Source organism: Novosphingobium sp. AAP83 (genome assembly GCF_001295795.1).
GTDB lineage: Bacteria > Pseudomonadota > Alphaproteobacteria > Sphingomonadales > Sphingomonadaceae > Novosphingobium.
Map to the genome: position 1 here is coordinate 24712 of NZ_LJHY01000008.1, position 25437 is coordinate 50148.

The 25437-nt window shown below is 61.3% G+C and carries 27 protein-coding genes; 25 read left to right on the forward strand and 2 right to left on the reverse strand.

The window, feature by feature from the left end:
- The first annotated feature begins 4 nt into the window (after nt 1-4).
- Genes IP81_RS04575 through IP81_RS04670 form a run of 20 tightly spaced genes read left to right on the forward strand, consistent with a single transcriptional unit; the run spans nt 5 to nt 18644 of the window.
- Entirely contained in the window at nt 5-943 is a 939-nt protein-coding gene (locus tag IP81_RS04575; protein ID WP_054106805.1) for a VOC family protein, read from the forward strand.
- The gene (locus IP81_RS04580; RefSeq protein ID WP_369800703.1) at nt 940-1830 is read left to right on the forward strand and encodes a CoA transferase subunit A; all 891 of its coding nucleotides are present in this window, start codon (nt 940-942) and stop codon (nt 1828-1830) included. Before IP81_RS04575 ends, IP81_RS04580 begins: the two co-directional genes overlap by 4 nt.
- Complete coding sequence (locus IP81_RS04585; RefSeq protein ID WP_054106807.1) at nt 1830-2621, forward strand: CoA-transferase subunit beta; 792 nt, start codon at nt 1830-1832, stop codon at nt 2619-2621. Before IP81_RS04580 ends, IP81_RS04585 begins: the two co-directional genes overlap by 1 nt.
- A gap of 12 nt (nt 2622-2633) precedes the next feature.
- Complete coding sequence (locus IP81_RS04590; RefSeq protein ID WP_054106808.1) at nt 2634-3527, forward strand: enoyl-CoA hydratase; 894 nt, start codon at nt 2634-2636, stop codon at nt 3525-3527.
- Entirely contained in the window at nt 3527-4594 is a 1068-nt protein-coding gene (locus IP81_RS04595; RefSeq protein ID WP_054106809.1) for a nitronate monooxygenase family protein, read from the forward strand. Before IP81_RS04590 ends, IP81_RS04595 begins: the two co-directional genes overlap by 1 nt.
- 3 nt (nt 4595-4597) lie before the next feature.
- Complete coding sequence (locus tag IP81_RS04600) at nt 4598-5353, forward strand: enoyl-CoA hydratase family protein (RefSeq protein WP_054106810.1); 756 nt, start codon at nt 4598-4600, stop codon at nt 5351-5353.
- A complete protein-coding gene (locus IP81_RS04605) occupies nt 5353-6516 on the forward strand; it encodes an acyl-CoA dehydrogenase family protein (RefSeq protein ID WP_054106811.1) in 1164 nt (387 codons plus the stop codon). The genes IP81_RS04600 and IP81_RS04605 overlap by 1 nt, the downstream gene beginning before the upstream one ends.
- Nucleotides 6517-6530: 14 nt before the next feature.
- Nucleotides 6531-7463, forward strand: a complete 933-nt coding sequence (locus IP81_RS04610) for an acyl-CoA dehydrogenase family protein (protein WP_054106812.1) — start codon at nt 6531-6533, stop codon at nt 7461-7463.
- Between the two features lie 13 nt (nt 7464-7476).
- Nucleotides 7477-8628: an acetyl-CoA C-acetyltransferase gene (locus tag IP81_RS04615; RefSeq protein ID WP_054106897.1), complete on the forward strand. Its 1152-nt coding sequence runs from the start codon at nt 7477-7479 to the stop codon at nt 8626-8628.
- Nucleotides 8629-8632: 4 nt separating this feature from the next.
- Nucleotides 8633-9097: a nuclear transport factor 2 family protein gene (locus IP81_RS04620; RefSeq protein WP_054106813.1), complete on the forward strand. Its 465-nt coding sequence runs from the start codon at nt 8633-8635 to the stop codon at nt 9095-9097.
- A 3-nt stretch (nt 9098-9100) separates the two neighbouring features.
- A complete protein-coding gene (locus tag IP81_RS04625; protein WP_197274515.1) occupies nt 9101-10006 on the forward strand; it encodes an SDR family oxidoreductase in 906 nt (301 codons plus the stop codon).
- 28 nt (nt 10007-10034) lie between these two features.
- Entirely contained in the window at nt 10035-11090 is a 1056-nt protein-coding gene (locus tag IP81_RS04630; protein ID WP_054106815.1) for an acyl-CoA dehydrogenase family protein, read from the forward strand.
- On the forward strand, nt 11087-12265 hold the full coding sequence (locus IP81_RS04635) for an acyl-CoA dehydrogenase family protein (protein WP_054106816.1): 1179 nt from the start codon (nt 11087-11089) through the stop codon (nt 12263-12265). Before IP81_RS04630 ends, IP81_RS04635 begins: the two co-directional genes overlap by 4 nt.
- Nucleotides 12262-13047 carry an SDR family oxidoreductase gene (locus IP81_RS04640; RefSeq protein ID WP_054106817.1) on the forward strand — a complete coding sequence of 262 codons (786 nt, stop codon included), beginning with the start codon at nt 12262-12264 and terminating at the stop codon, nt 13045-13047. Before IP81_RS04635 ends, IP81_RS04640 begins: the two co-directional genes overlap by 4 nt.
- A gap of 2 nt (nt 13048-13049) precedes the next feature.
- A complete protein-coding gene (locus IP81_RS04645) occupies nt 13050-13520 on the forward strand; it encodes a MaoC family dehydratase (protein WP_157573081.1) in 471 nt (156 codons plus the stop codon).
- Nucleotides 13513-13890, forward strand: coding sequence for a steroid Delta-isomerase (locus IP81_RS04650; RefSeq protein WP_054106818.1), 378 nt, complete (start codon nt 13513-13515; stop codon nt 13888-13890). Before IP81_RS04645 ends, IP81_RS04650 begins: the two co-directional genes overlap by 8 nt.
- Before the next feature lie 26 nt (nt 13891-13916).
- Nucleotides 13917-15119: an acetyl-CoA C-acyltransferase gene (locus tag IP81_RS04655; RefSeq protein WP_054106819.1), complete on the forward strand. Its 1203-nt coding sequence runs from the start codon at nt 13917-13919 to the stop codon at nt 15117-15119.
- 11 nt (nt 15120-15130) lie between these two features.
- Nucleotides 15131-16675 carry a FadD3 family acyl-CoA ligase gene (locus tag IP81_RS04660; protein ID WP_054106820.1) on the forward strand — a complete coding sequence of 515 codons (1545 nt, stop codon included), beginning with the start codon at nt 15131-15133 and terminating at the stop codon, nt 16673-16675.
- 18 nt (nt 16676-16693) lie between these two features.
- Nucleotides 16694-17464 (forward strand): SDR family NAD(P)-dependent oxidoreductase, encoded by a 771-nt coding sequence (locus IP81_RS04665; protein ID WP_054106821.1) that lies wholly within the window; start codon nt 16694-16696, stop codon nt 17462-17464.
- 58 nt (nt 17465-17522) lie between these two features.
- Nucleotides 17523-18644 (forward strand): helix-turn-helix transcriptional regulator, encoded by a 1122-nt coding sequence (locus tag IP81_RS04670; RefSeq protein WP_054106822.1) that lies wholly within the window; start codon nt 17523-17525, stop codon nt 18642-18644.
- An 8-nt stretch (nt 18645-18652) separates the two neighbouring features.
- Here IP81_RS04670 and IP81_RS04675 read toward each other — a convergent pair whose 3' ends face one another.
- A complete protein-coding gene (locus IP81_RS04675; protein ID WP_054106899.1) occupies nt 18653-19432 on the reverse strand; it encodes an SDR family NAD(P)-dependent oxidoreductase in 780 nt (259 codons plus the stop codon).
- A gap of 66 nt (nt 19433-19498) precedes the next feature.
- Nucleotides 19499-20578 (reverse strand): Rieske 2Fe-2S domain-containing protein, encoded by a 1080-nt coding sequence (locus IP81_RS04680; protein WP_054106823.1) that lies wholly within the window; start codon nt 20576-20578, stop codon nt 19499-19501.
- A 135-nt stretch (nt 20579-20713) separates the two neighbouring features.
- Between IP81_RS04680 and IP81_RS04685 the strand changes: the two genes are divergently transcribed.
- The 5 genes from IP81_RS04685 to IP81_RS04705 all read left to right on the forward strand — a co-directional run bounded on the left by IP81_RS04685 (nt 20714) and on the right by IP81_RS04705 (nt 25387).
- Nucleotides 20714-21595 carry a LysR family transcriptional regulator gene (locus IP81_RS04685; RefSeq protein ID WP_197274516.1) on the forward strand — a complete coding sequence of 294 codons (882 nt, stop codon included), beginning with the start codon at nt 20714-20716 and terminating at the stop codon, nt 21593-21595.
- Between the two features lie 112 nt (nt 21596-21707).
- The gene (locus IP81_RS04690) at nt 21708-22874 is read left to right on the forward strand and encodes a sulfotransferase (protein WP_054106825.1); all 1167 of its coding nucleotides are present in this window, start codon (nt 21708-21710) and stop codon (nt 22872-22874) included.
- A gap of 37 nt (nt 22875-22911) precedes the next feature.
- On the forward strand, nt 22912-23673 hold the full coding sequence (locus IP81_RS04695) for an SDR family NAD(P)-dependent oxidoreductase (RefSeq protein ID WP_054106826.1): 762 nt from the start codon (nt 22912-22914) through the stop codon (nt 23671-23673).
- Nucleotides 23674-23763: 90 nt separating this feature from the next.
- The gene (locus IP81_RS04700; protein WP_054106827.1) at nt 23764-24498 is read left to right on the forward strand and encodes an EthD domain-containing protein; all 735 of its coding nucleotides are present in this window, start codon (nt 23764-23766) and stop codon (nt 24496-24498) included.
- A gap of 16 nt (nt 24499-24514) precedes the next feature.
- The gene (locus IP81_RS04705) at nt 24515-25387 is read left to right on the forward strand and encodes an SDR family NAD(P)-dependent oxidoreductase (protein WP_054106828.1); all 873 of its coding nucleotides are present in this window, start codon (nt 24515-24517) and stop codon (nt 25385-25387) included.
- Nucleotides 25388-25437 lie beyond the last annotated feature (50 nt).

The following is a 25437-nucleotide window of genomic DNA, read 5'->3' on the forward strand; positions in this document are numbered from 1 at the left end:
GGCCATGGGCATAAAGGCACTGGGCTATGTCAGAATAGCGACCGCCAAGGTCGAGGCGTGGGACCACTTCATGACGCAAGTGGTGGGCACGATGCGCGGGCAAAGCCCTGCGCCGGATGTTGCAACCTATCGCATCGACGACCGGCCCTTCCGCTTCTGGGTGGAGAAAGCCGATGCCGACCGTTTGCTGGTTGCCGCCTACGAAGTGGGTGATGCGGCGGAACTGGCCGATTTGCGTGAGACGATTGCAGGGCTGGGGCGCGAGATTGTTGATGGCGATGCCGCGCAAGCAGCGGCGCGGGGCGTAGCGGCGTTCTTTGCCACCAGCGATCCGGCTGGCAATGGCCTCGAATTCTTTTGCGGCGATACGCGCGATGATGTTGCGTTCGTCTCTCCAGCAGGCGTCAGCGGTTTTGTGACCGGCGATATGGGCATGGGCCACGCGGTGTTTGCCACGCCGAACTTTGAGGAAGCACACAGCTTCTACAAGGCGATCGGCTTTGCTGATACCGACATTCCGCGCTTCCGCTTTTCGGATGATCCGGCTGATCCCGGCATGGGCTTTGCGTTCATGCATGCCGCCAATGGCCGCCATCATTCGGTTGCCATCGCCGAAATGCCGGTGCCGCCATCGGCCTGCATCCACCTGATGCTGGAGATGAAAACGCAAAGCGACGTGGGCAAATGCCATGATCGCATGCGCCTGAACAAAGTGCCGGAAAGCGCTTCTATCGGGCGGCATGTGAATGACCAGACCTTTGGTTTTTATATGCAAACGCCATCGGGCTTTGACATCGAGATCGGTTCTGATCCCTTGGTGATTGACCCTGCCAATTGGACGCCGACCGCGCACTTGCAACCCAGTGAATGGGGCCATGTCTGGGCGTGGCAAAAAGCGCTTGAAGAACAGAAGCTTGAAGAACAGCAGGGAGAGTCTGCGTGACCGCCAGAATGCTCGACAAACGGATGAGCGCGGCCGAGATCGTCGCGCAATTGTCCGACGGGATGACTTTGGGCATTGGTGGCTGGGGTCCGCGCCGCAAGCCTATGGCGCTGGTGCGCGAGATTTTGCGGTCCGATCTCAAGGACCTGACCGTGGTGGCTTATGGCGGGGCCGATGTCGGCATGCTGTGCGCGGCGGGTAAAGTGCGCAAACTGGTGTTCGCCTTCGTCAGCCTTGATGCGATCCCGCTGGAGCCGTGGTTCCGCAAAGCCCGCGAGAGCGGCACGCTGGAAGTGCTGGAACTGGACGAGGGCATGTTCCAATGGGGCCTGAAGGCCGCAGCCTTCGGCTTGCCCTTCCTGCCCACGCGCGTGGGCCTTGGCACCGATCTTGCCGAACTGGGCGGATTGAAGACCGTGCAATCGCCTTATGACGATGCCGAAACGCTGATCGCGATGCCTGCGCTGAAGCTGGACGCGGCGCTAATCCATGTGAACCGCAGCGATTGGCGCGGCAATGTGCAAGTGTTCGGCCCCGATGCCTATTACGACGAATGGTTCGCCAAGGCTGCGGCCAAGGCCTATGTTTCGTGCGAGGAACTGGTCGACAAGATGGAGGACCATTACCCCGAAGGCGCGCAGGACAATTTGTTCGAACGCTGCTTTGTTTCGGGCGTGGTGGAAATGCCGTGCGGAGCGCACCCAAGCTCGATGCCACCGCACTACGGCTGGGATATGAAGGCGTTCAAGGCTTACGCCGATAGCGCGCGCGTTCCGGGAGATTGGGATGCGGTAAAGGACCGCTTTGTTGGCGCATCCGAAGCCGAATATCTTGCAAATATTGGCGGAAAGGAGGCGGTGACGGGCTTGCCCTTGCCGATTTTCTGATGAGCGACATTACCCTTGTAGATTTGTGCATCTTCGCCTGTTCCGAGGCATTCCGCGACAATGGCGAGATCGTGGCAACCGGGGTTGGCCCTGTGCCGCGTCTGGCTGCGGGGCTGGCCAAGCTGACGCATACGCCCGAACTGATGATGACCGATGGCGAGGCCTATCTGGTGGAGCAGCCTGTGCCGCTGGGGCCGCGCGCCTATGATGCGCGCAAGCCTGCGGGCCATCTGCCGTTCTCGCGCTTTTTCGATAGTGCGGTATGGTCTGGCCGCCGCCATGCGATGGTGACGCCAACCCAGCTTGACCGCTTTGGCCAGATCAACCTTTCGTACATGGGCGGCACTTACGACAAGCCCAAGACGCAAATGCTGGGCGTGCGCGGTTTTCCCGGCAACACGATCTATCACCCCAACTCGTTCTTCTTCCCCGCACATGGCCCGCGCGTGTTTGTGCCGCAGGTCGATATGATTTCGGGCGTGGGCTACAATCCGGCCAAGCGCACCGCTGGCGGCAATTTCTCGGCGGTGGACTTGCGCGTGATCGTGACGAACTTGTGCGTGATGGACTTTGCCGGGCCAGACAACGCGATCCGCGTGGTGTCTTTGCACCCCGGCGTTACGTTTGACGAAGTGCAGGCGGCCACCGGATTTGAACTCGCTCAGGCCGAGACCATGGTTGAGACGGCGATGCCAAGCGCGGAGGCGCTGGACGTGATCGCCGCGCTTGATCCGCACAATATTCGCGCCGGCGTAATCAAAGATAACCCGCCCGCCGTGCGGGCCGCCTGAGGAGATGACACGATGACGGATCTGGTCGAACCCAAACAGGTGGATATCGTTTACGAGACGGAGGAACCCGTCCGCTACGAAGTGATCGACAATGTCGCGTGGATCACGATGAACCGGCCAAAGTTCAACAATGCCCAGAACGGGCAGATGACGTATGCGCTGGACGATGCGTTCAATCGCGCCACGCAGGATGATGGCGTGCGCGCAATTGTGCTGGCGGGCGAGGGTAAGCACTTTTCCGCAGGCCATGACATCGGCACGCCGGGGCGCGATCTGCATCACGAGTTCGACAAGCGGCTGATGTTTGCCCCGCATACCAACAAGCCGGGCGCAGAATTGCTCTATACGCGTGAGCAGGAGCAGTACCTTGGCATGTGTCGCCGCTGGCGCGAAATTCCCAAGCCTACCATCGCGATGGTGCAGGGGGCATGCATCGCCGGTGGGCTGATGCTGGCGTGGGTGTGCGATCTGATCGTGGCATCGGACGATGCGTTTTTCCAGGATCCGGTCAACCCGTTGATGGGCATTCCGGGGGTGGAATACTTCGCCCATGCCTATGAGTTGCCGCCGCGCGTGGCCAAGGAATTCCTGCTGCTGGGCGAACGTATGCCTGCTGCCCGTGCTTATGATTTCGGTATGGTCAATAAAGTGGTGCCGCGCGAACAATTGCGCGAGGCCACCGCAGCATGGGCCGCGAAACTCGCTGGGCAGAACCGGCTGGGCAACTGGTTGACCAAGCAGGCGGTGAACCACGTTGAGGAACTGCGGGGCAAGCGCGCGGCGATGGATGCGGTCTATCACATGCATCACTTTGCCCATGCGCAAAACGATCTGGTGACCGGCAATTCGATTGCGGGCGTTAGCGGCAAATCGGCAGCGGCGGCCAATAAGGCTGATCAATCCTGATGGGCGATACACTTGCCACGGTTTTGACGCAGCGCCTCGGGTGTCGTTTGCCGGTGATCCAGACCGCGATGGGCTGGGTTGCCAAGCCCGAACTGGTCGCCGCCTCAAGCAATGCAGGGGCCTTCGGGTTTCTGGCCTGTGCTGTGATGCAGCCTGCCGAAGCGCGTGAAGAAATCGCGCGGTTGCGTGATCTGACGCCGCACAATTTCGGGGTCAATTTTCACAGCTTCCAACCCGGCGCGGAACAGATTGTCGAAGCTATTTTGGCCAACAAGGATCGGGTGCGGGCGGTCAGCTTCGGGCGAGGGCCTGATGCGAAAATGATCGGTGCGTTTCGGGATGCCGGTATCTTGTGCATCCCCACGGTCGGCGCAGTGAAGCACGCGCAAAAGATGGTGCAACTGGGCTGCGAGATGGTGACCGTGCAGGGCGGCGAAGGCGGCGGCCACACCGGCGCTGTGCCGACAACTGTGCTGTTGCCGCAAGTGCTGGATGCGGTGGATGTGCCGGTCGTGGCCGCAGGCGGCTTTGGCGACGGGCGCGGTCTTGCCGCAGCACTGGCGTTTGGCGCTGTGGGCGTGGCGATGGGCACCCGCTTTTTGATGACGGCGGAAAGCCCGGTTCCGGGCGCACCCAAGGCTGCTTATGTGAAAGCCGGGACCGGCGACATCGCGGTTTCGACCAAAGTTGATGGCATGCCGCAACGCATGATCCTGAACCCGCTGCTGCGCCGCATTGAAGCTTCGGGCAAGTTGGCGATGTGGGCGCGGGCGATGGAAGCGGGCCTTGCGATGAAGCGCCAGAATGGCTGGAGCGTGGCGCAAGTGATTGCCAGCGCCCGCGCGATGACCGCGCATGGCGAAATGCCGCTGGCGCAAGCCATCATGGCAGCGGCGGCGCCAATGATGATCATGCGCGCGGTTGTTTCTGGCGATGCCGAACAGGGCTTGATGGCCACAGGCGTTGTTGCGGGCCGGTTGGGCGATTTGCCCACATGCGCCGATCTTATGCAATCCATCGAAGCACAGGCGCGGGCGAGCATCGCCGCGCTTTGTTACGGGAACTGACCCATGCCAATTACTACCGAAATCCGCGACCGCATTGCCGAGATCGTGTTCGATGTGCCGCCGGTCAACGCGTTCGATAGCGAAACGTGGATGTCCTTGCCTGCCATCATCACGGCGGCGGCGAGCAATCCGGAAGTCAACTGCGTGTTGATCCGCGCGGCTGAAACGGCGCGCGGGTTCTGCGGCGGGGTGGATATCAAGGAGATGCAGGCGCATCCCGAACGGATCACCGTGCTCAATCGCGGCAATTACCTGACGTTCAAGGCCATTCGCGATGCCGAAGTGCCGGTGGTTGTGGCGGCGCACAAGTTTGTGATCGGCGGCGGCATCGGCATTTGCGGGGCTTCTGACACGATCATCGCGGCGGATGATGCGTTCTTCTCGCTGCCCGAGGTGGATCGCGGTGCGATGGGCGGGGCCAGCCACCTTTCGCGAATGCTGCCGCTGCACAAAGTGCGTGCTGCGTTCTTTACCGGCGGCAATATCCCGGCAGAGGAAGCCTATCGTCTGGGCGCGGTCGAGAAAGTGGTGCCGCGCGCCGATCTGGTGGCCGAGGCGCATGCATTCTGCGCCGTGATTGCCTCCAAGAGCCGCAAGGCGCTGGTCATCGCGAAAGAGGCGCTGAACGGGCTGGAGCCGCGCGATGTGGATCGCGGCTATCGCTGGGAGCAGGGCTTCACGCTCGAAATGTATATGCACGAAGACAGCCAGAAAGCGCGCGACGCTTTTGTGGAAACCGGCAAGGTGGCCAAGTTCTGATGAACCTTACCTATACTCCTGAACAACAGGCTTTTCGCGCCGAAGTGCGCGGCTGGATGGAGGCCAATGTCCCCAAAGAGCCGCTGGTGACGCTGGAATGCCGCGAAGGCTATGACGCCCACGTCGAGTGGGAACGCAAGCTGGCGAGCGGGAACTGGGGCATGGTGACATGGCCCGAGGAATTCGGCGGGCGCGGGCTGGACCTGATCGAATGGCTGATCTTCGAAGAGGAATACTTCCGCGCCGGTGGCCCCAACCGGGCAAACCAGAACGGCATCTTCCTGCTTGGCCCCACGATCATGGAATTCGGTACGCCTGAACAGAAGGCGCGGTTCTTGCCGCCGATGGCGCGCGGAGAAGAGATCTGGGCACAGGCGTGGTCTGAACCGGGCGCGGGCAGCGATATGGCCGCGATCCAGTCAAAAGCGGTGCGGGATGGCGATCATTATGTGATCACAGGCCAGAAGACATGGTCAAGCCGCGCGGCCTTTGCCGACTGGGGCTTCGGCATTTTCCGGACAGACCCCGAAAGCAAGCGTCACAAGGGGCTGACGTTTATCCTGTTCGATATCAATTCGCCCGGTATCACGCGCCGTCCGATCCGTCAGTTGCATGGCGATACCGGCTTTGCCGAACTGTTCTTTGATGAAGTGCGCGTGCCGGTGGAGAATTGCCTTGCCGGTGAAGGGCAGGGCTGGAACGTGGCGATGGCGACGGCAGGGTTTGAACGCGGGCTGATGCTGCGTTCGCCGGGCCGGTTTCAGGCCACCGCCAAGCGACTGGTCGAACTTTACCGCGAGCATGCAGACAGGGCTTCGCCTGCTGCGCGCGAGGCGGTGGTGCAGGCGTGGGGCGCGGCGCAGGCCTATGCCTACAACACATATGCTGTGGCATCGAAGATCATGGCGGGCGGCAAAATCGGTGCAGAGGCCAGCCTGAACAAGATCTTCTGGTCCGAACTCGACCGCACGATGCACCGCACGGCGATGCAATTGCTGGGGGCGGCAGCCGAACTCAAACGGTTTGACGACGGGCGCATCAACCAATGGCTGGAGGGCTATATGTTCTCGCTTTCCGGCCCGATCTATGCCGGATCAAACGAGGTCCAGCGCAACATCATCGCGGAACGCCTGCTCGGCCTGCCGCGTATCGGCAACGGTTGAAGAGGGGCCAAGCGATGGATTTCCGTTTCACCGACGATCAATTGACACTGGCGAGCAGTGTGCGTGATTACCTTGAGGGCACACACGGTCCGCAAGTGCTGCGCCGCCTTGATCAGGAAGGCAACCGCGATCCCGCGATCTGGCAGGGACTGGTCGAGATGGGGCTGACCGGACTGCTGGTGCCCGAAGAGCAGGGCGGGCTGGGGCTGGGACTTGTAGAAGCTGCGCTGATTGCGGCCGAATGTGGCCGCGCCTGCCTTGCCGAACCGCTGGTGGATACCGCGTTTGTGGGTGTGCCATGGGCCGTTGCGCGGGGTGATCTTACCGGGCTGGAGCAGGTGGTTTCGGGCGAGAAGACACTGGCGCCTGCCCATGTGATCAACCCGTGGTTGGCCGATGGCCATGGCGATCATGTGCAAAGCGTTGATCCGCTGCGCAATCTGGCAAAGGTAGAAAGCGCCGCCAGTGATGATCCGCACCTGCTCAATCTTGGCGCGCTGATGTGTGCGGCGCAGTTGACCGGGATCGCCGATGCGATGCTGGCCCAAGCGGTCGAATATGCCAAAATCCGGACCCAGTTTGGCCAACCGGTCGGCGCGTTTCAGGGATTGAAGCATCAATTGGCGTCGTGTTCGGTTGCAGTCGAATTTGCCAAGCCGGTGGTCTGGCGCGCGGCTTCGGCGCTTCAGGATGGTCTGGCATCGGCGTCGCTGCACGTCAGCCACGCCAAGCTGGCGGCAACCGATGCCGCGATGCTGACGGCAGAAACCGCGATCCAGGTGCATGGCGCGATGGGTTATACTTACGAGGTTGACCTGCATTTCTGGATGAAGCGCGCTTGGGCGCTGGCAGGCGCGTGGGGCGACCGCGCATTCCATTATGCCCGCGTTGATGACGCGGTGCTTGGCGGCACTTTTGCCATCGGCCCTGAAAACACATTTGCCTGAAGGACGGATGACGATGCCTGAAGCCTATATCATCGATGCGGTTCGCGCGCCGGTTGGCCGCAAGAAGGGCAGCCTTGCCGCCGTGCATCCGGCAGACCTTGGCGCGCATCCGATCAAGGCCCTGATCGCCCGGACTGGCATTGACGCAGGGCTGGTGGATGACGTGGTCTGGGGGTGCTGCGATACGATCGGGCCACAAGCGGGCGATATCGGACGTACCGCATGGCTGGTAGCAGGCCTGCCGCAACACGTGCCGGGCACAACGATTGACCGCCAGTGCGGTTCATCGCAGCAGGCCCTGCACTTTGCTGCGCAAGGCGTGATGAGCGGGACGCAGGATCTGGTCGTGGCAGGCGGCAGTCAGGCCATGAACGCAATTCCCATTTCCGCCGCGATGTATGCAGGCGAGGCCTATGGCTTTGGCGATCCGTTTACCGGTTCGGCAGGATGGCGCGAGCGCTATGGCGACGGGCTGCTTAACCAGATCAATTCAGCCGAAATGATTGCCGCCAAGTGGGGCATCACCCGCGCTGCGATGGAGGCCTTTGCCGTGGCCAGCCATGCACGGGCGCAAGCGGCCACCGACAATGGCTGGTTTGCCAACGAAATCGCCCCGCTTGAAGGGCTGGCCCATGACGAGACAATCCGCGCAGGCACGACTCCTGAAGGGCTTGCCGGATTGCGCACGGTGCAAGAGGGCGGGGTGATCACTGCAGGCGTCGCCAGCCAGAACTGCGATGGCGCAGCCGCCTTGCTGGTGGCAAGTGAACGCGCGGTCAAAGAGCATGGATGGAAGCCGCGCGCGCGCATTCACCATATCTCGGTGCGGGCCGATGATCCGGTCTGGATGCTCACCGCGCCGATCCCGGCGACGCAACATGCCTTGGCCAAGGCCGGGATGACGGTTGCCGATATCGATCTGTTCGAATGCAACGAAGCTTTTGCATCGGTGCCGATGGCGTGGATGCAGGAACTGGGCATTCCGCACGAGAAAGTGAACATTCATGGCGGCGCGATTGCGCTGGGCCATCCGCTGGGCGCTTCGGGCGCGCGGCTGATGACCACGCTGCTGAATGCGCTGGAGCGCACCGGTGGCCGTTATGGCTTGCAGACCATGTGCGAAGGTGGGGGCCAAGCCAACGTCACCATCATCGAACGGCTGTGATGCGATGAGCGCCAATCCGGCCATTGCCATCCCGAACTTGCTCTATCGCTATGCCGAGGCATTTGACGATGGCGATTTCGAAGGTGCCGCGCGGCTTTTTGACGGAGGCTATCTGCTTGCGCAGGATGAGCGCATTGAGGGCGTTCCGGCCATTCTGGCAATGTGGCAATCGTGGGTGCATGTCTATGATGGTAGCCCGCGCACGCGGCATATCACGACCAATCCAATCATCGAACTTGCCCCCGACGGGCAGAGCGCCACGTGCCGATCGCAGTGGACGGTTTTGCAGCAGACCGAAGGCTATGCACTGCAGATCGTTGGCAGTGGCCGATATGTTGACCGCTTCGCCGTGACCGATGGCGAATGGCATTTCACCGAACGCAATTATGCCAAGATCGATTTTCTGGGGGACACCAGCGCACATATGCGGCGCACCCCAGCCGATACCCAAGCGAGCAAGGACGACTGAATCATGGGGCTATGCGATAACCGGACCGTCATCATTACCGGAGCCGCAGGCGGGCTTGGCCGCGCCTATGCACTGGCGTTTGGGGCGCAGGGCGCGAATGTGGTGGTCAATGACATCGGCACATCGCTGGGCGGTGAAGGCCGCGATACCAGCGCCGCCGATGCCGTTGTGGCTGAAATCGTGGCAGCAGGCGGCAAGGCCATCGCCAACTACGAGGACATTACCGATTGGGACGCAGCGGGGCGGATTGTCGAGGCGGCCTTGGCGGCGTTTGGTGATCTGCACGTGATCGTGAACAACGCCGGCATCGTGCGGGACCGTATGTTTGTTTCGGCAACGCTCGATGAATGGGACGCCACCATGTATGTGCATCTGCGCGGGCATTTTTGCCTTGCGCGCCATGCGGTGAATTACTGGCGGGCCAAGCAAAAGGAAGGCCGTGATCCCGATGCGCGGATCATCAACACATCAAGCGGGGCGGGCCTGCAAGGATCGATCGCGCAAGCCGCCTATTCCACCGCAAAGGGCGGCATTGCAGCGCTGACTTTGGTGCAGGCGGCGGAGCTTGGCCGCTATGGCATCACGGCCAATGCATTGGCCCCATCGGCGCGCACACGGATGACCGAAGGCGCTTTTGCCGACAAGATGAAGGCCGTGGACGACGGCTTCGATGTGATGGACCCGGCCAATGTCGCGCCCACCGTGGTGTGGCTGGGCAGCGCTGCTGCGGCGCACGTCACAGGCTGCGTGTTCGAACTCGAAGGCGGCAAGATCATGCTGGAAGATGGCTGGCGTGAAGGCCCGTTCGTCAACCAGGATGCGCGCTGGGAGCCTGCGCAAGTGGGTGATGTGGTGGACAAATTGCTGGCAGACCGCGTGCCGCCTCGCAAGGTCTGGGGCACCGCGTAAAGTTTACCGTTTTCAAGGATCCGGATTGATGGAATTCGCTTTTACGCAAGAACAGGCCATGATCGCCGAAACCGCGCGCGGCTTTTTCGCTGAAAACGCGACGAGCGCGCGGACGCGCAAAGCCATGGCGGCAGACGGGATCGACCGTGATCTTTGGGCCAGCTTCTGCACGGAGCTGGGCCTTGCGGGCATCGGTGTGCCCGAAGAGCTTGGCGGGGTTGGCCTTGGCATGGTGGAATTTGCGCTGATCGCTGAGGCCGCAGGCGCACAAGTTGCCGCGTTGCCACTGCTGGGCAATGCGCGCGTGGCCCATGCGCTGGTGGCAGGGGGCAGCCCGGATCAACAGGCCAAGTGGTTGCCTGCGCTGGTTTCTGGCGAAGTGATTGCAACTTCGGCAAGCGGCGCAGACGCGGTGATTGGCAACGGTACGCTGTCGGGCACATTCCGTTTCGCCCCGCATGGCGGCTGCGCCAACCTGTTGGTGCTGACCGCTGGCGACAAGGCCTTTCTGGTTGAAGCAACCGCGCCGGGCGTAAGCGTGACGCAGCATGTGACGATGGACCAGACCCGGCCCTTGGCAACGGTTGTGCTGGACAATGCTGCGGCGGAAAGCTTTGCGGACAATGCCGCTGCCATCCGCGCGCTGGACGTCACGGGATGGATTTGCCTTGCTGCCGAGGCGTTGGGTGGCGCGCAGGCGGCGCTTGACCGCACGGTGGCCTATTCCAAGGAACGCGTGCAGTTCGGACGGCAGATCGGATCGTTTCAGGCCTACAAGCACCGGCTTGCCGATATGATGATCGAGATCGAGCAGGCCCGTTCGGCGGTTTACTGGGCGGCCTGTGCGGTGGATGAAGGCAGCGATGAAGCGCAGATCGCGCTGCATTCGGCCAAGGCGTTTTGCGCCGATACATTCCACATGTGTGCTGGCAACATGATCCAGTTGCACGGCGGCATCGGCTTTACGTGGGAGCATGACGCGCACTTGTTCTTCAAGCGGGCGCGTTCGGTTTCATCCATGCTGGGTGACAGCCAGTGGCACCGCGAACAGATTGCCGCCCTGGTGCTGGATCAGGCTGCATGAAACTGGGCTTTTCGCCTGAGGATGAAGCCTTCCGCGCCGAATGTGCGGATTGGTTGCAAGCGCAAATGGCAGGGCCATTTGCCGACATTCGCGGCATTCCCAATCTGTGCGATGCCATCCCCCGCCGCAAGGAGTGGGAGCAGCAATTGGCGGCGCACCGCTGGTCGTGCATTGGTTGGCCCGAGGCATGGGGCGGGCGCGATGCGACGCTGGCGCAGCAGGTTATCTTTGCCGAAGAATATGCCCGTGCCGGTGCGCCCAACCGCATCAATCACATTGGCGTGGAATTGACCGGACCCACGGTTCTGGCCTTCGGTTCCGAGGAGCAAAAGGCGCGCTATCTGCCCGGGATCGCTGCGGGAACGCAGATATGGTGTCAGGGCTATTCAGAACCGAATGCCGGATCAGACCTTGCCAACGTGAAGACCAAGGCGCGGTTGGATGGTGGCGATTGGGTGGTGAATGGCCAGAAAGTGTGGACCAGTCTGGCCCATTATTCCGACATGATCTTTGTCGTGGCGCGCAGCGAGGAAGGCTCGAAGGGGCCCAAGGGCTTGTCGTTCCTGCTGATGGACATGGAGCAGCCCGGCATTGAGGTGCGGCCCATCCGCCAGATCAACGGCGAGGCCGAGTTCAACGAGACGTTCCTGACCGATGCGCGCTGTCCGGCTGATGCTATGCTGGGCGCGGCGGGCGAGGGGTGGAAAGTGGCGATGGCGCTGCTGGCGTTTGAACGCGGCGTTTCCACGTTGGGCCAGCAAATGCAATTCCGCAACGAACTGGACGCGGTGATCGCAGCGGCAAAGGCCAATGGCCGGATGGTTGACGCTATGATCCGCCAGCGCATTGCCAAAGCGGAAATCGGCCTGCGTCTGATGCGTTATGGCGCGCTGCGCATGCTTTCCGGCACGGATCTGGCCGCGATTGATGGTGCGGCACTGACCTACAAGATCCAGTGGGCCACGTGGCGGCGCAATCTGGGCGAACTGGCGATGGACGTTCTGGGGCAAGCTGCCGAAGTGGCTGACGGCGATGACTATGCCTGGGGCGCCCTGCCCAACCTCTATCTCTATAGCCGCGCCGATACGATTTACGGCGGCACAAACCAGATCCAGCGCAACCAGATCGCCGAGCGCGGTTTGGGTTTACCGCGCGAACCACGAGGAAACGCATGACTGTCCCCGTTCCCGCCTATCCGACACCGCTGGGCATGCTGAAAGGCAAGACCGTGGTCGTGACCGCCGCTGCAGGCACCGGCATCGGCTATGCCGTGGCCAAGCGCGCTGCCGAAGAGGGCGCGCGCGTGCTGATCAGCGATTTCCACGAACGCCGCCTTGGTGAAGCGGCAGACCGGATCGCGGCGGAAGTGGGCTGCGCGCGGCCGCTGACGGCGGTTTGTGATGTGACGAGCGAAGACGCCGTTCAGGCTTTGCGCGATGCAGCGCTGGCGGCGTTCGGCAAAGTGGATGTCCTGATCAATAACGCAGGATTGGGCGGCGAGGCCAATGTCGTTGACATGACCGATGATCAGTGGAGCCGCGTGCTCGACGTGACGCTGACCAGCTTGTTCCGCATGACGCGCGCGTTCCTGCCCTCGATGTATGCCAACCGGTCAGGCGTGATGGTCAACAATGCGTCGGTGCTGGGATGGCGTGCGCAGCGCGGGCAGGCACATTATGCGGCGGCCAAGGCGGGCGTGATGGCATTCACCCGCTGCACCGCGCTGGAAGCGGCCGATCACGGCGTGCGGATCAATGCGGTCGCTCCCAGCCTTGCGATGCATCCTTTCCTTGCCAAAGTGACGACCGAGGAAATGCTGGAGCAATTGGTTAAGACAGAAGCCTATGGTCGCCCGGCCGAAGTGTGGGAAGTGGCCAATGTGATGCTGTTTCTGGCGTCCGATCTATCATCCTACATGACCGGAGAAATCGTCCCGGTATCAAGCCAGAAGGCCTGATCATGGCCAAAATCTTTGAAAAACCGGCTGATTTGATGGGGGCTGAAGGAACTGTTCTGGCACCGACAGAATGGCTTGAGATCGATCAGGACCGGGTCAACGGTTTTGCCGATGTGACCGGCGACCACCAATGGATTCATGTTGATGTGGAACGCGCCAAAGAGGGGCCGTTTGGCGGCACGATTGTGCATGGCTATCTGACGATGAGCCTTGTCAATTATTTCCTGCCGCAATTGATCGAAGTGCGCGGCTTTGCCCATGCGGTGAACGTCGGCGCTGACCGGTTGCGGTTCCTTTCGCCGGTAAAAGTCGGCAGCCGCATTCGCGGAGCGGGTGAAATCGTCTCGGTCGAAGAGGTGAAGGGCGGCATTCAATCGGTCGTCCGCGTCACCATCGAAATTGAAGGGCAAGATAAGCCCGCCTGTGTGCTTGATACCATAAGCCGTTATTTTCCGGAGGTGAGCGATGCCTGATCCAACGACAATGGAAGCTGCTGTCCACGAATATGTTGCCGCCTTCGATGCGGGAAGTTCCGATCGCGTCGCTGCGCTTTATGCCGAAGATGCAACCTGCGAAGACCCGGTTGGCAGCCCGATCCATCATGGCCGCGAAGCCATCCGCGCGTTCTATGCCGGATCGATGGCAACCGGTGCCAAGCTGAAGCTGGAAGGCCCCATCCGTGTTGTGGGTGATTATGCGGTCTTTGCGTTTTCGGTGAACCTGCACTGGGAAGGATCGGACAAGCGGATCGATGTGATCGATACGTTCCGCTTTAACGAGGCCGGTGAAGTGATCGAAATGCGTGCCTTCTGGGGCCCGACAAACATGCACGGCTTTGCCTGACTGCCAAGCTTTCAAGAGGATTTGACATGCGCGAAGCTGCTATCGTTTCCACCGCCCGTACCGGCGTTGGCAAAGCCTATCGGGGTGCCTTCAATGATACCGAGGCACCGGTCCTTTCCGCGCATGTTGTGAATGCCGCGATTGCGCGCGCGGGCATTGATCCGGCGCGGGTGGATGATGTCTATCTGGGCGTGGGCAACCACTGGAACACGCAAAGCTACAATCTCGCACGGTTGACCGTCCACACCTCGGGCCTGCCTGACAGCACGTGCGGCTTCACGCTGGACCGCAAGTGTTCATCAGGGCTGAACGCCATCGCTTTGGCTGCGCGCGGGATCATGTGCAACGAGATCGACGTGGCCGTGGCAGGCGGGATGGAGAGCATCTCGCTGACGCTGAACAAGCACATGCCAACGTTCCGCAACCGTTCAGAAGCGGTGAATGCGGCTGACCCTTATGCCTATATGGCGATGATCGAGACCGCCGAAATCGTTGCCGAGCGCTATGGGGTGAGCCGCGAGGAGCAGGACCAGTTCGCTGCACTGTCGCAGCAGCGTGCTGCCGCAGGGCAGGCTGCGGACAAGTTTGATGACGAGATCGTGCCGATCACTGTCACACGTGCGCTGTTCGACAAAGAGGGCAACGAGACCGGCAAAGAGCAAGTCACGCTGACCAAAGACGAAGGCGTGCGAGCGGGCACGACCTATGAGGCGCTCGCAGGCCTGAAGCCGGTGTTCAAGAACGGGCAGGTCATAACCGAGGGCAAACACGTGACGGCGGGCAACGCCAGCCAGCTTTCCGATGGTGCATCGGCGCAAGTGCTGATGGACCTGACCACGGCCAAGGCGGAAGGCCGCCCGGTACTGGGCATCTATCGCGGTTTTCAGGTGGCAGGCTGCGGCGCGGATGAAATGGGTATCGGCCCCGTTTTCGCGATCCCCAAGCTGCTGGATCGGGCAGGGCTGAAACTGGATGATATCGGCCTGTTCGAAATTAACGAAGCGTTCGCCTCCCAAGCCGTCTATTGCCAGCAAAAGCTGGGCATTGATCCTGAAAAGCTTAACGTCAACGGCGGCGGCATTGCCATCGGGCACCCGTTCGGGATGACGGGATCGCGCCTTGTCGGGCACGCCCTGATCGAAGGCAAGCGGCGCGGCGTGAAGTACGTTATCGTCTCGATGTGCGTGGCAGGCGGCATGGGCGCAGCCGGTCTGTTTGAAGTGGCCTGACGAACGCTGCAATGGCCACTTTGCATCCCCTTCCCCAAACCATCCCGCACGCTGCGCAAGCTGCCGCAGCGCAGTGGGGCGATGCACCTGCTGTTATTGACCGGGGCGAGGTGTGGAGCTTTGCGCAATTGTGGCAACACAGCCGCGCGGTTGCTTCCGCGCTGTTGGCACATGGCATAGGCGCGGGGGATCGGGTGGCGGTCTGGGCACCCAATTCGCGCGAATGGATTGTTGCGGCGATTGCGGCGATGACTTGCGGGGCCAGCGTTGTTACCTTGAACACCCGGCTGAAAGGCCGCGAGGCAGGCGATATCCTGCGCCGCACCCGGGCGCGGGTCCTGTTTACGGTCGATAGCTTCCTTGGCATCGACTATCGCGCGCTGATTGCAGGCGAGGCTCTGCCCGCGCTGGAACAGATTGTGCTGATCGGTGACGGGTTTGGCGCTTTTGCAGCCTTGGGCAAAGGTGCAGATGATCCGGCGGTGGACGCTGCATTGGCGACGATTGATGGCGATACCGTATCGGATATCCTGTTTACCAGCGGCACCACCGGAAGCCCCAAGGGCGTCTTGATGACCTATGGGCAGGTTTTGCCGCAAGCGGCAGTATGGATTGCCAATACGCGTTTGGTGACGGGGGATCGCTATCTGATCGTCAATCCGTTCTTCCATTCGTTCGGGATGAAAGTGGGCTGGGTGGCGTGCATTCTGGCTGGCGCGGTGGCGGTGCCGATGCCGCAGTTCGATGTGGCGCAGGCCATTGATCTGATCGAGCGTGAACGCATCACGTTCATGCCGGGGCCGCCCACGATCTTCCAGATGCTGCTGGCAGAACTGGACAAGCGCCCGTGGGATTGCTCATCCCTGCGCGGCGGCACAACCGGCGCTGCCACGGTGCCGCCATCGCTGGTCGAACGCATCCGGCGCGATCTGGGCATGACCGATCTGATCACCGCCTATGGCATGACCGAATGCGTGAACATCACCACATGCGTTCCAGGCGATGATGCAGAAACCATTGCGCGCACCTGCGGCGCAGCATTCCCCGGCAATGAAGTGCGCGTGGCCGATGACGATGGCAACGAAGTGCCGCGCGGTCAAACCGGCGAAGTGCTGGTGCGCGGGCAGGGGGTCATGCTGGGGTATCTTGATGATCCAGAGGCCACCGCAGAGGCGATTGACGCACAAGGCTGGTTGCACACCGGTGATATCGGCACGATGGACGAACGAGGCTATTTGCGCATCACCGATCGCAAGAAGGACTTGTACATCTCGGGTGGCTTCAACGTCTATCCTGCCGAAGTGGAAAAGCTGCTGGCCGAACATCCTGCGATTGGCATGGTGGCCGTAGTGGGCGTGCCCGATGAACGCTTGGGCGAAGTGGGCCGCGCCTTTGTGGTGCTCCGCTCTGGTGCGTCGGTTGCCGAGGCCGATCTGCTTGCGTGGTCGCGCGAGAATATGGCCAATTACAAAGTGCCCCGCCAGTTCGTGTTCGTCGATGATCTGCCGCGCAACGCCGCCGGCAAGGTGCTCAAAACCGAACTGCGTGTGGCGTAACATAAAAGGGACAAGAGGATGACCGCACGTTTTGCCGGCAAAGTTGCCCTGATTACCGGTGCTGCATCGGGCATAGGCCGGGCCGCCGCGATCCGCTTTGCCCAAGATGGTGCGCGGGTGTTCTGCGCTGATCTTAATCTGGCAGGGGCGCAGGCTGTGGCGGCAGAAATCGGAGCAGGCGCTGCTGCCGTGCCTGTGGATGTGGCCGATTATGCCAGCAACCAGGCGATGGTCGCGCATGTGATCGAACAGGCAGGGCGGCTTGACATCGCCTTCCTCAATGCCGGTTTCTATGGCGCTGCCGAAGGACTCGGCACGGTGGACGAGGCTTTCTTTGATCGGGTTGTGGCGATCAATCTGAAGGGCGCCTTTAACGGGATCAAGGCGGTGGAACCGGTGATCGCGCAAGGCGGTGCGGTGGTTGTCACGGCATCGGCCGCAGGCGTTATCGGGCATCCTGCCAACCCGGCCTATAGCGCGGCCAAACACGGCATAGTCGGCCTCGTCAAATCCTGCGTGGATGCCTTTGCTGCGCGCGGTGCGCGGATCAATGCCTTGTGCCCGGGCGGTGTGGAAACGCCGCTGATCGGTGCGGCAGATGTGGCCATGGTTGATCCGGCAAGCCTGCCGCGCGTGCCTTTGCGCGGCATGGGCAGCGCGCAGCATGTTGCCGAAGTGGCGCTGTGGCTTGCAAGCCCGGCGGCAGGCTTTATCACCGGCCAAGCGCAGTTGCTGGATGCCGCGCTCTTGTCGACATTCGCGCCGGTTGTGCTTCCTGTCGGCCCTTGAACCAAGGGATGCGCAAACTTCCTTGGCCGGGCCGCTTCTACCGGCCTATAGGATAGCAATGTCTGGCGTGGTTGATCCTGAATTTTCCGGTTTGCTGGCCACGCTCTATGCCGGAATAGCAGAAGAGCGGCCCTGGCATCGCTTTCTGGAAGCGCTGGCAAGCTGGCTGAAGTCAACGCATGCGACGCTGATCATCACGGCTCCCGGTAAGCGTCAGCCCGCCACCTTCCTGACGCCGGGCAGCAGTCCCGATTTCGATGCCAATTATATGCAAAGCCTGTTTGCCGATGACCCGTTTCAGGGGCTGGGCGATGGCGTGGTCACTTCTTATGCGGAATTCATGGGTTTGCTGCCGGACGGGGCCTATCCTGAATACCGCAAAGTCATGGCCGAAACGGGGTTCGATCAGGTCTTGGGGCTGGACCTGCATTTTGGCCAGGCGGGCATGGGTGCTGGGCGGATTGATGATGGCCGGTATGAAGCGCGTTTCCGCCTAACCCGGCACCGATCTTTGCCCAACTTCACAAGCGATGATCGCGCCCGCTTTCAAGCCTTGACGGCCCATCTCAAGAGTGCGGTGCGGCTTTATGAAAAGCTAGAGTTTGCAGGGGCAGAGCATGGCGTGTTTCACGCCGCAACCCAAGGGCTGGGGTTGGCGCTGATCATTCTGGACCGCAATCACCGGATCGTCAGCGCCAATGCGCTGGCTGATGAACTGCTGGGACAGGCAGAGGGACTTCTCAGGCGCGGAGATGCCTTGGTATTGACCGATCCGGTGAACCAGCGCCGGGTAACAGGCTTGCTTGCCGGTGAAGGTGCTGGCGGCTTGACGCGTTTCCGGATTGACCGTGCACAGTGCGGTGATCTGGTCGCCACCGCGCGCCCTCTGGATGTCAGCACAATCCACGCGGGGGCAGGTGCCTTGGCGCTGTTCCTTGCCAGACCGGGGGCAGATCAGCGCGCTGATCCGCAGACTTTGCGCGATTTTCTGGGGCTGACAATTGCAGAGGCGCGGTTGACGGCAGTGCTGGCCGAAGGGCTGAGCCTTGTTGAGGCAGCCAAACGGCTTGGCATCGCGCACAACACTGCCAAAGTGCAGCTACGTTCGGTCTTTGCCAAAACGGGCGTTCACCGCCAAGCGCAACTCATGGCTTTGCTCGGGTCGCTTGGCGGCAGTTAACCCGAAAGCTACATTCCCGGCGCGCCCGGCATGCCCATGTAAAAGGTGCCCACTGTCATCCCGCCATCCACGACGATTTCCGCGCCGTGAATGTAGGATGCAGCGTCGCTAACGAGAAAGGCGCTGGCCGCCGCCACTTCTTCCGGCCCGCCAATACGCTGCAAGGGCACGTTGCCATAAGCTTTATCAAGCTCGTCGCGTGCGGCGTTGTTGTGGTTGGACATGATCGTATCAACGCCGCCCGGATGCACGGAATTGATGCGGATGCCTTTATGGCCCAGTTCCATTGCCGCCACTTTGGTCAGCCCGCGAACGCCCCATTTGGACGAGGCATAAGCGACAAGTCCGTTCGCGCCCTTCATCCCGTCAACCGATGAGATGTTGACAATGGCCCCTTTGCCACGCGCGATCATGCCTGGTGCCACAGCTTTCACACCCAGGAATTCGCCCACCAGATTGACGCCAAGCACGCGTTCGTAATCGGCTTTGGTGGTTTCCAGAATGCTCTTGAACATCAAGATGCCGGCGTTGTTGACCAGCGCATCAACCGGCCCGAACGTGCCTTCGACATCGGCCACCACTTGCGCCCAGCTTTCTTCACTGGTCACATCCAGCTTGAAGAAGCGCGCGCTGTCACCCAATTCAAGCGCCAAGGCTTCGCCCGCTTCGTCCAGCACATCGGCAATCGCCACTTTGGCACCGTGCTGCACGAACAGGCGGCTTGTCGCAGCGCCCATGCCGCGTGCGCCGCCTGTAATGATAGCAACTTTGCCTGACAGCATGGACATCCGGTATTCTCCCGTGGCGCGTTGCGCTTGTTGTTTTTTCAAGGTTTTTGGAATGGCACAGCGAAATTACGCCACCTTTTGGCCCGGTCGCTTGTCGAGCGTGACATGCAGACCGTTTACGCGGCCCTGAATGTCGGGGGCCATGTCGCGCGGGTTGTAGAACTGGCGATACCACAGCCGGACTTTGCCATAAGGGCCATCCGAAGGCAGTGCCAAGGGGTTGATGCACGCCCGCTTGTTTGCCCAGATTTCAACGTCTTGGGCAAAAGCCAGACAGCTGCCTTCCTGATAGGCCAGCGCATGGGCGCGGTCCTCGTCCGTGGTTTCGCGGCTGCCGTCGTGGACTTTGACCATCAGTGCATGCCAGCTGCGGGTAACGCCATCTTCGACCGGCGTGTTGGCGATCATGATGAAGCTGTCAAACGTGCCCGCCATCGCAGATTGCAGGAAGCCCGGGCCTTCGTACCATGTGTCCAGCACAAGGAAGTCATCCGGGTTGGCGGTTAAAGTGCGGTGCCCTGCGCTGTAGTACTGGTGCAGGTGCGCGCCCATGAATTCGTTGGCAAAATATTGCCAATCGGTCGCACCGTGGATGGGTACGAAGTGGCCGAAATCCGCCATGTTATCGATGATTTCAATGCCGTGGCTGTTAAGATCGCCCATATAGTCGATCTTCCATTCGACCCAGCCCGGCTGTCCGTAATGGCCGCCAAAATCCGGCAGATCCACATCAGGGGCAAGGCCTTCGGGATCGTTCCACATCCACAGGATGCCTGCCCGCTCTACCACCGGATAGGTACCAAGCTTGGCCGCTTTGGGGATGAAATCGGAATAGGGGATGTGATTGCAGGCACCATCGGTGCCGAAGCGCCAGCCGTGGAACGGGCAGCGGATCGATTCGCCTTCGACATGCTCGCCATCACGCACGATATAGGAGGTGGTGTTCTTGGCAAGGTGCGCGCCCATGTGCGGGCAGTAAGCGTCGACCACATAAGGTGTGCCGCTCTCTCCGCGATAGAGCACCAGATCCTTGCCGAAATAGCGGATGGGCGCAGGTGTGCGCGTGGCATCACTGGCCGGGCCGATCATGAACCAACCCCGCGCAAAATCGAATTCGCCGAGGCTGTAATCCTTGGAAGTCGCCATCAGGGTATTCCCTCTCTTAGGTTTCCGCTTCTGATTACGATCAGTGCGGCGCAATTGCCATACGATTAGCACTTCTGATGAAGATTTGCGAAGTATCTTGCGCTGCACAGCTATTGTGCAAGGATGCACGCGCTTATGGGAAGAGGGGAATTCGAGCGAATGCAATGGGGCGATCTGGAAGTGTTCCTGGCGGCGGTGCGCACAGGTTCTTACACGGCTGCCGGGCGGCAACTGGGTGTCAATCGCACCACTATCGGCCGCCGGGTTGATGCGTTGGAGCAAGCGCTGGGTACGCCGCTGTTTGAACAGACCCCGCTTGGCTATGCCCCGACAGTGGCGGGTGCGCGGCTTTTGGCGGGCGCAGAGGCGATGGAGCGCGAGGCGGCGGCGATGCTGCTGGATATCAGCCACATCGGCTTGCGTTCTGCCCCGATCCGCATTGCCGGAAGTGGCGGAATTGCGAGCGAGTTTTTGCCTGAGCTAGCCCGCTTCCGGCGCGAAAATCCCGATGTGCCCATTGAATTGCTGGGTGAACTTGATCCTTTGGAAGCCGTGACACAGCGCCGTGCCGATCTGGGCATCGCGCTCGTGCGAACCTTGCCGCTGCGCCTCGCCGGAGTGCAGGTGACAACGCTTCGGCAGGCGATCTACAGCGTTGCCGATGGCTTGCCGCCGCTGGGTTGGGGGTATGAATTTGACGCCGTCCTGCCCGGCGGTGCGTGGAGTTCAAACCCGGCAGGCGAAGTGGCACAAGCTGCTGGCCTTGCCACGGTCAATAGCTGGCCGCAGCTTAAGCAGGCGGTGCTGGCAGGCATCGGTCAGGCTTGTCTGTGGTGCTTTTCGGCGGATGAGGAGCCTGCGCTTGCCCGTCTCGCTCCGCCGGAACCGCGCCACGATTGCCCGCTATGGCTGGTGCATCGCGCGAAAGCCCCGCCAGGGCCGAGCCTGTCACGCCTGATTGCGTTTCTGCAAGATGCCATTGCTGCGCGTTGCAACAAGGATTGTGGTGGCGCATAGACAATTCGCGTTTGCAAACCCTGCACATTGATGACAGAAAAGCGCAACTTGCGAACAATATGGTGCTGCGATCTACGCAAGATGGTAAAAGCACCCGGAGAGAGGCATCGCCATGTCCACAACCCACCCTGCGCCGGTGTTTGACCGCGCAACCCTGCTTGATGCGGCGCGGGAGCGCACGGGTCTGGTAGACTTTGGCGATACCTGGTTCTTCGAGCCGATGGACCAGTACATCGCTGCGGCCAATGCCGAGGGCAAGCTGACGCCTGCCGGGTTTGGCGGGCAGACAGAGTCGATCCTCAAAGGTCTCGCCAGCCGTCTGCGCATGGTGGAGGATATCAAGCGCTACCCTGAGATACTGGATGAGAGCGTGGAAGTGGCCGCGATCATCCTTGGCTTGCCGCGCACCGGCAGCACGATCTTCCACCGCCTGCTGGCATCGGCGCCGGGGATGACCGCGATCCGCTGGTATGAGGCGCAGAACTATGCGCCGCTGCCCGGTGACGAACCCGGCAATCCGGTGGCAAGGCATGGCTATGCCGCAGCGATGATCGAGGGCTGGCTGAACCTTTCGCCCGAACTGGCCTCTATCCATCCGCTTGATCCCGAAGCGCCGGATGAGGAGATTATCATCCTTGGCCAGTTGTTCATCACGACGATGGTCGAGGCGATGACGTTTATCCCCTCGTTCGCCAAGTGGCTGGATACTTATGATCAGGCCAAGGGTTTTGAGGATCTCAAGACGATCCTGAAGTATCTGCAATGGCAGGACCCGGCGCGGCGGGGGCGCAAGTGGGTGCTGAAAAGCCCGTCGCATCTGCCTTATACCGATGCTGTGGCCAATGCCTTTCCCGAGGCGGTACTGGTTATGACGCATCGTGATCCGGTGGAGGTCGTGCCAAGCTATGTCAGCATGGAGGCCGCGCTCTACAAGCTGAACTCTGAGCATTCCGACAGGGACGTGGGGGCGTTCTGGTTTCCGCGACTGGCCGGATGGATGAAGCGCTTTGAAGAGGCGCGCGCGCGGATTGGCGAGGACCGGTTTATCGACATCGATTACCGCGAAGTGGCGCGCGAGCCGTTGAAGCAGGCCGAGCGGGTGCTGGCGCATATCGGCGTGCCGCTGGACGACAAGATCGAGGCCGCGCTGGCCGAGTTCATGGCGGGCAACAAGCGCGAGCAGCGGCCGATGCATGATTATTCGCTCGAACGCTTTGGCCTGAATGAAGATGCGGTGCGCGAGGCTTTTGCTTCTTATCGTGCGCGCTTCATCGTTTGATTTTGGTTTAGGTGATTTGGATTCAGGGAATTTTGGAATGACGGACCTTTCGGGAAAGAGCGTGCTGATTACCGGTGCGGGGCAGGGCATCGGGCAGGGCGTGGCCTTGGCGATGGCGGGGGCAGGCGCCTGCGTGGCGGTGACCGGGCGCACGCTTTCGAAGGTGGAGGCGACCGCGCAAATGGTGCGTGAGCGCGGTGGCACGGCGCTGGCGCTGGCGTGCGATGTGAAGTCTGCTGCCGATCTGGCCGCGACGGTAGCGGCGACGGTGGCAGCGTTTGGCGGGCTGGATATCCTGGTGAACAATGCGCAGGAAGTGCCGCTGGGCAAGCTTGAGGATGTGAGCGACGAGGCCTTTATCGCAGGGTTCGAGTCTGGTCCGCTGGCCACGCTGCGCCTAATGAAGCTGGCGCGTCCGCATCTGGTGGCACGGGGCGGGGGCACGATCTTCAACTTCTGTTCGTCGGCGGGCATCCGTTGGGACATGACCGGCTATGGCGCTTATGCCGCGGTGAAGCAGGGCATCCGTTCGCTGACCCGCGCGGCAGCGGCGGAATGGGGCGGCGAGGCTATTCGCGTGCTGACTATTGCGCCGCATGCGGAATCGCCGGGGCTGAAGTGGTGGATCGAGAACAATCCGGAGGAAGCGCAGGCGTTTTTCCGCACGATCCCGCTGGGCCGCGTCGGATCGCTGGAGGGCGATATCGGGCGGGCGCTGGTGGCGCTGGCGGGGCAGGACCTGTCCTATCTGACCGGCGCGACGATCCCGCTGGATGGCGGGCAGGCCAACTTCGACTGACGGGATGGAGCGACAGCTTGCGCAGGCCCACCCCCGACCCCTCCCGCAGGCGGGAGGGGGGAAGAGGCCAGAGATTGAGAGGGACGCCTGATGGAAAAAGTGATTGTCGCGCTTTGGGCGTTTGTTGATGAAACACATGCGCAGTGCGGTGCCCGGTTATTGCAAAGCCTGCCTGCGGCCTTGGCGCAAGTGGGTATAAAATCTTTGCGAATCAATGTTCGGGACGAGGATGTGGCGGCGGGCGCGGGATTGGTGCAGCGCTGGCAGGAACCGCAGCAGGCGGCCATCGTGCAGTTCTGGATGCCATCGGCCAATGCCATGTTCCGGAGCGGGGTGGACGCGGTGCTGACGGCGCATGGGGCGAAGTTTGCGGCATGGCTGGTGTGTGAATCCACGGTGATTGCCAATACCGATCATCCGGCGGTGCCGGTTTCCCCCGGGCAACAATCCAACATTGCTGGAATTACAAGAACTTGGGGGTTCGCCCAGGCGAGCTTAATAGCGTTCCGGCCCGATCTGCCGCGCAGCCATGCGATGGCCCATTGGCATTCGCACCACACCCGCGTGGCGATAGAGACACAATCGAATTTCGAATATGTGCAGAACATCATCGTGCGCCCGCTGACCGATGATGCGCCCGCCTATGACGCCTTTGTGGAAGAATGCTTTCCGATCGAGGCGCTGGACCAGCCCGAAGTGTTCTTTGATGCGGCAGGCCAGCCTGAAAAGTTTTCCGCCAATCTGGCCACGATGATGGACAGTTGCGCAGGGTTTATCGACTTCACCCGGATCGATGTGATCCCGACTTCGCAATACGATTTTTAAGACAAGGATTTTCGCGATGACACAATCAAAGGTCGCCGTTGTAACCGGTGCCAGCCGTGGCGCAGGTGCCGGTATTGCCCGTGGCTTTGGCGAGTTGGGCTATACCGTTTACGTGACGGGCCGCACGGTGACGCCCGGTGACGCCAAGGGCTGGGACGGCACCGTGCTGCCCGGAACCGTGGCAGAAACTGCACAGCGCGTGACCGACAATGGCGGCAAGGGCATTCCTGTGGTGTGCGACCACGGCGATGATGCATCGGTTGCGCGCTTGTTTGAACAAGTGATGGCAGAGCAGGGACGGCTGGATGTGCTGGTGAACAACGCGGCCTATATGCACCACCAGCTTATTGAAAAGATGCCGTTCTGGGAAAAGGAACTGGATGCGCAAAAGATCCTCGATGTGGGTTTGCGCAGTGCCTATGTGGCAAGCTGGCATGCCGCCAAGATCATGGTGCCCCAAGGTTCAGGCATCATTGCGATGACATCATCGTTTGGCGCAACATGCTATATGCACGGGCCAGCCTATGGCGCGCAGAAGGCAGGGCTGGACAAGCTGGCGCACGATATGGAGCATGATTTCCGGGGTACGGGGGTTGCTGCGGTATCGCTGTGGCTTGGCCCGCAATTGACCGAGCGGGCGCAAATCGCGGCCCAGACCAACCCCGAGCAATACGAAGGCTTTTTGGCGATGGCCGAAAATCCGGAGTTTTCGGCCCATGTGCTTGCCGCGATTGACGCTGCGCCAAACCGTGACGCGCTTTCGGGCCAGACACTGATCGTGGCCGAGATCGCCAAGGAACTGGGCGTTACCGATCGCGGGCACGAGCGGCCATCGCACCGCGCGATGCTGGGCAATCCGCGTGAGAAGAACGCGGCGGCGGTTTATTGATTGTTGCGGCGTGTGTTGGGGCTGGTGTTGTTGTCCCACCTCTGGTCACA

Excerpts from the sequence above, each read along its gene's own strand:
- IP81_RS04680 (WP_054106823.1), bottom strand. The coding sequence starts at position 20,578 with ATGGCGACTTCCAAGGATTACAGCCTCGGCGAATTCGATTTTGCGCGG.
- IP81_RS04610 (WP_054106812.1), top strand. The coding sequence starts at position 6,531 with ATGGATTTCCGTTTCACCGACGATCAATTGACACTGGCGAGCAGTGTG.
- IP81_RS04665 (WP_054106821.1), top strand. The coding sequence starts at position 16,694 with ATGACCGCACGTTTTGCCGGCAAAGTTGCCCTGATTACCGGTGCTGCA.
- IP81_RS04675 (WP_054106899.1), bottom strand. The coding sequence starts at position 19,432 with ATGTCCATGCTGTCAGGCAAAGTTGCTATCATTACAGGCGGCGCACGC.
- IP81_RS04590 (WP_054106808.1), top strand. The coding sequence starts at position 2,634 with ATGACGGATCTGGTCGAACCCAAACAGGTGGATATCGTTTACGAGACG.
- IP81_RS04595 (WP_054106809.1), top strand. The coding sequence starts at position 3,527 with ATGGGCGATACACTTGCCACGGTTTTGACGCAGCGCCTCGGGTGTCGT.
- IP81_RS04650 (WP_054106818.1), top strand. The coding sequence starts at position 13,513 with ATGCCTGATCCAACGACAATGGAAGCTGCTGTCCACGAATATGTTGCC.
- IP81_RS04640 (WP_054106817.1), top strand. The coding sequence starts at position 12,262 with ATGACTGTCCCCGTTCCCGCCTATCCGACACCGCTGGGCATGCTGAAA.
- IP81_RS04600 (WP_054106810.1), top strand. The coding sequence starts at position 4,598 with ATGCCAATTACTACCGAAATCCGCGACCGCATTGCCGAGATCGTGTTC.
- IP81_RS04635 (WP_054106816.1), top strand. The coding sequence starts at position 11,087 with ATGAAACTGGGCTTTTCGCCTGAGGATGAAGCCTTCCGCGCCGAATGT.
- IP81_RS04705 (WP_054106828.1), top strand. The coding sequence starts at position 24,515 with ATGACACAATCAAAGGTCGCCGTTGTAACCGGTGCCAGCCGTGGCGCA.
- IP81_RS04700 (WP_054106827.1), top strand. The coding sequence starts at position 23,764 with ATGGAAAAAGTGATTGTCGCGCTTTGGGCGTTTGTTGATGAAACACAT.
- IP81_RS04605 (WP_054106811.1), top strand. The coding sequence starts at position 5,353 with ATGAACCTTACCTATACTCCTGAACAACAGGCTTTTCGCGCCGAAGTG.
- IP81_RS04630 (WP_054106815.1), top strand. The coding sequence starts at position 10,035 with ATGGAATTCGCTTTTACGCAAGAACAGGCCATGATCGCCGAAACCGCG.
- IP81_RS04575 (WP_054106805.1), top strand. The coding sequence starts at position 5 with ATGGGCATAAAGGCACTGGGCTATGTCAGAATAGCGACCGCCAAGGTC.
- IP81_RS04695 (WP_054106826.1), top strand. The coding sequence starts at position 22,912 with ATGACGGACCTTTCGGGAAAGAGCGTGCTGATTACCGGTGCGGGGCAG.
- IP81_RS04585 (WP_054106807.1), top strand. The coding sequence starts at position 1,830 with ATGAGCGACATTACCCTTGTAGATTTGTGCATCTTCGCCTGTTCCGAG.
- IP81_RS04615 (WP_054106897.1), top strand. The coding sequence starts at position 7,477 with ATGCCTGAAGCCTATATCATCGATGCGGTTCGCGCGCCGGTTGGCCGC.
- IP81_RS04685 (WP_197274516.1), top strand. The coding sequence starts at position 20,714 with ATGGGAAGAGGGGAATTCGAGCGAATGCAATGGGGCGATCTGGAAGTG.
- IP81_RS04620 (WP_054106813.1), top strand. The coding sequence starts at position 8,633 with ATGAGCGCCAATCCGGCCATTGCCATCCCGAACTTGCTCTATCGCTAT.
- IP81_RS04625 (WP_197274515.1), top strand. The coding sequence starts at position 9,101 with ATGGGGCTATGCGATAACCGGACCGTCATCATTACCGGAGCCGCAGGC.
- IP81_RS04660 (WP_054106820.1), top strand. The coding sequence starts at position 15,131 with ATGGCCACTTTGCATCCCCTTCCCCAAACCATCCCGCACGCTGCGCAA.
- IP81_RS04670 (WP_054106822.1), top strand. The coding sequence starts at position 17,523 with ATGTCTGGCGTGGTTGATCCTGAATTTTCCGGTTTGCTGGCCACGCTC.
- IP81_RS04655 (WP_054106819.1), top strand. The coding sequence starts at position 13,917 with ATGCGCGAAGCTGCTATCGTTTCCACCGCCCGTACCGGCGTTGGCAAA.
- IP81_RS04690 (WP_054106825.1), top strand. The coding sequence starts at position 21,708 with ATGTCCACAACCCACCCTGCGCCGGTGTTTGACCGCGCAACCCTGCTT.
- IP81_RS04645 (WP_157573081.1), top strand. The coding sequence starts at position 13,050 with ATGGCCAAAATCTTTGAAAAACCGGCTGATTTGATGGGGGCTGAAGGA.